The sequence below is a fragment of the Rhizobium freirei PRF 81 genome, from assembly GCF_000359745.1.
Classification (GTDB): Bacteria; Pseudomonadota; Alphaproteobacteria; order Rhizobiales; family Rhizobiaceae; genus Rhizobium; species Rhizobium freirei.
Genome location: NZ_AQHN01000031.1, coordinates 1 through 4,345, shown reverse-complemented (window position 1 = coordinate 4,345; position 4,345 = coordinate 1). Strand labels below are relative to the sequence as shown.

The window sequence follows — 4,345 nt, the reverse complement described above, 5'->3', positions numbered from 1 at the left end:
CGTCGTTCATCACAACTCCGTGGCTCAGGCGATCCTGGCTTGTGTCTGGGGATCGAAGAAGACGGCCTTGTCGAGGTTGAAGGCGAGGCGGGCGTGCTGGCCGGCGCTGATGCGGGCGTCGGCGCGCAGGCGGGCGACGACCTCCTTACCGCCGAGCTTGGTGACGGCGAAGGTGTCGGAGCCGGCCGGCTCGACGACCTCGATCAGGCAGTCGTTCTCGGCCAGCGTACGGGCGTTGCGGTCGGCGCCTTCGGGATCGGTGAGCGCCTCGGGGCGGATGCCGAAGACGACCTGACGGCCGGCATGGGCCTCGAGCGCCTGCTTGTCCGTGGCGACGGGAAGCTTGATCGCCGCGCCGGCGGCACGGTCGAGCGAGACGAGAAGGCCGTTACTGCCGCGCTCGATCGTGCCCGACAGCAGGTTCATGGCCGGCGAGCCCATGAAGTCGGCGACGAACATGTTGGCCGGATTGTTGTAGATCTCGGCCGGCGTGCCGAACTGCTGCACGACGCCGTCCTTCATCACGGCGATCTTCGTCGCCAGCGTCATCGCCTCGATCTGGTCATGGGTGACGTAGACGATGGTCTTGCCGGTCGACTGGTGCAGGCGCTTGATCTCGATGCGCATGTCGACGCGCAGCTTGGCGTCGAGGTTGGACAGCGGCTCGTCGAACAAAAACAGCTTGGGATCGCGCACCAGCGCCCGGCCCATGGCGACGCGCTGGCGCTGGCCGCCGGACAGCTGGCTCGGCTTGCGGTCGAGCAGATGGCCGATCTGCAGCACCTTGGCGACCTTCTCGATCGCCGCCTTGCGCTCCTCGGCCGGAACGCCGCGCATCTCCATGCCGAAGGCGATGTTGCCGGCAACCGTCATATTCGGATAGAGCGCATAGCTCTGGAACACCATGGCGATATCGCGCTTGGACGGATGCAGGTCGGCGATGGAGTGATCATCGACCCGGATGTCGCCCTCGGTGATCGATTCCAGTCCGGCAATGGTGTTGAGCAGCGTCGACTTGCCGCAGCCCGACGGGCCGACGAGCACGAGGAAGCCGCCCTGTTCGAGGTCGAGGTCGATGCCCTTGAGGATCTCCAGCGAGCCGTAACGCTTTCTCAGACCGGATATTTGAAGGAAGGCCATTTGATTATCCTTTGACTGCGCCAGCCATCAGACCGCGGACGAAGTAGCGGCCGGCGACGATGTAGACGAGGAGGGTCGGCAGCGCGGCGATCATGGCGGCGGCCATGTTGACATTGTATTCGACCACGCCGGTCGAGGTGTTGACGACATTGTTGAGCGCCACCGTCATCGGCATGGAATCGCCGGTGCCGGCATAGGCGGAGGCAAACAGGAAGTCGTTCCAGATGTTGGTGAACTGGTAGATGACGGTGACGACGATGATCGGCAGCGAGTTCGGCAGCATGATGCGGCGGAAGATCTGGAAGAAGCTGGCGCCGTCGATCTGCGCGGCCTTGACCAGCTCGTTCGGGAACGCCTCGTAGAAGTTGCGGAAGAACAGGGTGGTGAAGCCGAGCCCGTAGATGACGTGGACGATGACCAGGTTGACGGTCGAGTTGCCGAAGCCGAACGAGACGCCGATCGTGTCCCGCAGCGAGTTGCCGAAGCGGCCGAGACTGCCAAGGATGGTGGCCATCGGCAGCAGCACCGACTGGAACGGAATGAAGCAGGCAAACAGCATCATGCCGAAGACCAGCGTATGGCCGGGAAAGCGCCACTTGGTCAGCACATAGCCGTTGAGGGCGCCGAGGACGGTCGAGATGACGACCGCCGGCACGACCATCTTGATCGAGTTCCAGAAGTATCCCTTGATGCCGTTGCAGGTCAGCCCGACGCAGGCCTCGCCCCAGGCCTTGGCCCAGGGTTCGAGCGTCGGCGATTGCGGCAGCGCCAGCATATTGCCGTTCTGGATCTCGTCCATCGTCTTCAGCGAGGTGACGATCATGACGAACAGCGGCATCAGATAGAGGACGGCAAAGATCGCAAGCAGGCCGTAGATGACGGTCCGGTTGATGAAGCGGCCTCTGTTGCCGCTCGCATGGCTGCCTGCGGCGTGTGCCGGCGTGGTGTGGACGACGGTGCTCATCGCGCCTTCTCCTTCAGTTCGGAATAGAGGTAGGGGACGATGATGGCGGAGATGGTCATCAGCATGATGATGGCGCTGGCCGAGCCGACGGCCATCTCGTTGCGCTTGAAGGTGTATTCGTACATGAAGTTCGACGGCAGCCATGCCGAGCCGCCCGGCCCGCCCGAGGTCAGCGCCACGACGAGGTCGTAGGACTTGATGGCCATATGGGCCAGCACGATGAAGGCCGACAGGAAGATCGGCCGCAGGAGCGGGATGATGATCCGCCGATAGAGCTGGAAGGCCGAGGCGCCGTCGATCTGGGCGGCCTTCATGATCTCGCTGTCGATGCCGCGCAGCCCGGCCAGGAACATCGCCATGACGAAGCCGGACGCCTGCCAGACGCCGGCGATGACGACGGTGTAGATGACGAAATCCTTGTTCTTGATCCAGTCGAAGTGGAAGCTGGTCCAGCCGAACTGATGCAAGGTCTGTTCGAGGCCGAGCCCCGGATCGAGGAACCATTTCCAGGCAACGCCGGTGACGATGAAGGACAGCGCCATCGGATAGAGGAAGATCGGCCGCAGCATGCCCTCGCCGCGGATCTTCTGGTCGAGCAGGATCGCCAGCAGCAGGCCGAGCGCCAGGCAGATGCCGACATAAAGGACGCCGAAGATGCCCATATTGGTGATCGAGGTGTACCACGACGACGGCGGATCGCTCTCGAAGGTCCAGTTCCAGAGCCGCTGATAGGCACGGGCGCCGGTCAGCCCATAGGAGGGAAAGGTCTTGGAATTGGTAAAGGACAGATAGGCGGTCCAGACGATGAAGCCGTAGACGAAGATGATCGTCAGCAGGAAGCTGGGGGCAAGGACGATCTGCGGCAATGCGTTTTGCAGGCGCGTGCGCATCGAGGCGCGCCGGGCTGGACGCGTGAGAATGGGATCCGTGCTGGCGACGGTGCTCATGATGGTCATCCCTTCAAGGGCCTTCAAGGGGCATGGTGCTGGTCATGGTCCTCCCCGCTTATCGGCGGGGAGGAGGAACGGCCGGGGAACGGCCCGCGCTTAGCGCGCGTCGTCGATCGCCTGGACGAGCTGCTTGACGGCTTCGTCGGAGGTCTTGATCTGGCCGTGGACGAACTTGGACACGACGTCCTTATAGGCATTGGCGATCGCCGGTGCGGCGCCATAGCCCTGGGCGAGCGAGCCGACGAGCTTGCCGTCGGCATTGGCGGCCTTCAGGTCCGCCATGCCCTTCTTGCCGCAGGCGTCGAAGGCGGTATCCGGCACGTCGGTGCGGGCCGGGACCGAGCCCTTGACGACGTTGAAGGCCGACTGGAAGCTCTTCGACAGCGTCGCGGCCGCCAGCGCTACCTGCGCCGCCTTGCGGTCGGCCGGAACGTTGAACATGCCGAACATGTCGGAGTTGTAGATCACGCTGCCTTCGGTGCCGGGGAAGCGGTAGCACAGATAGTCCTTGTCCGGGGTCTTCTTGGCGGCGACGAACTCGCCCTTGGCCCAGTCGCCCATGACCTGCACGAGCGCATCGCCCTTGATGACCATCGCCGTTGCCAGGTTCCAGTCGCGGCCGGAGAAGTTCGGGTCGACATACTTGACGATCTTGGCCAGGTTGTCGAAGGACTTCTTCATCGTGTCGGACTTCAAAGAGGCCGCGTCGAGATCGTTGAAGGCCTTCTTGTAGAACTCCGGCCCGCCGGTCGACATGACGATGGAATCGAACATCGTCGCTTCCTGCCAGTTCTGGCCGCCAAGCGCCAGCGGCACGACGCCGGCCGCCTTGGCCTTGTCGAGCAGCGCGATCAGATCGTCAAAGGTCTTCGGCTGCTTGCCGCCGATCTTGTCCATGACCGCCTTGTTGATCCACAGCCAGTTGACCGAGTGGACGTTGACCGGAACGGCGACCCACTTGCCGTTATAGACCGAGAACTTCTGCAGCGCCTGCGGCACCGCCTTGTCCCAGCCTTCCTTCTTCGCCGTCTCCGTCAGGTCGCCCATGACGCCGGCCTGGGCGTAGTCGAGCACGGTATAGCCGAGCATCTGCGACGCGGTCGGATAGTTGCCCGCCGCCACCATCGCCTTCAGCGCCGTCATCGCCGCATCGCCGCCGCCGCCGGCAACCGGAACGTCCTTCCAGGCATAGCCTTCCTTCGACAGGTCCTGCTTCAGGACATTCAGCGCCGCCGCCTCGCCGCCGGACGTCCACCAGTGCAGCATCTGCACTTCCTTCACGTCCGCCGCA

At 63.6% G+C, this 4,345-nt stretch carries 4 protein-coding genes; all 4 read right to left on the bottom strand.

Features of this window, described 5'->3' with window-relative positions; all coding sequences use genetic code 11:
• Positions 1-24: 24 nt before the first annotated feature.
• A complete protein-coding gene (locus RHSP_RS07985) occupies positions 25-1,140 on the bottom strand; it encodes an ABC transporter ATP-binding protein (RefSeq protein ID WP_004112627.1) in 1,116 nt (371 codons plus the stop codon).
• A 4-nt stretch (positions 1,141-1,144) separates the two neighbouring features.
• Positions 1,145-2,104 (bottom strand): carbohydrate ABC transporter permease, encoded by a 960-nt coding sequence (locus RHSP_RS07980; protein ID WP_037150477.1) that lies wholly within the window; start codon positions 2,102-2,104, stop codon positions 1,145-1,147.
• Positions 2,101-3,051 carry a carbohydrate ABC transporter permease gene (locus tag RHSP_RS07975; RefSeq protein WP_037150481.1) on the bottom strand — a complete coding sequence of 317 codons (951 nt, stop codon included), beginning with the start codon at positions 3,049-3,051 and terminating at the stop codon, positions 2,101-2,103. The genes RHSP_RS07980 and RHSP_RS07975 overlap by 4 nt, the downstream gene beginning before the upstream one ends.
• Before the next feature lie 99 nt (positions 3,052-3,150).
• Positions 3,151-4,345 (bottom strand): ABC transporter substrate-binding protein (locus RHSP_RS07970; protein ID WP_037150474.1); only part of this gene is annotated, 1,195 nt, incomplete at its 5' end.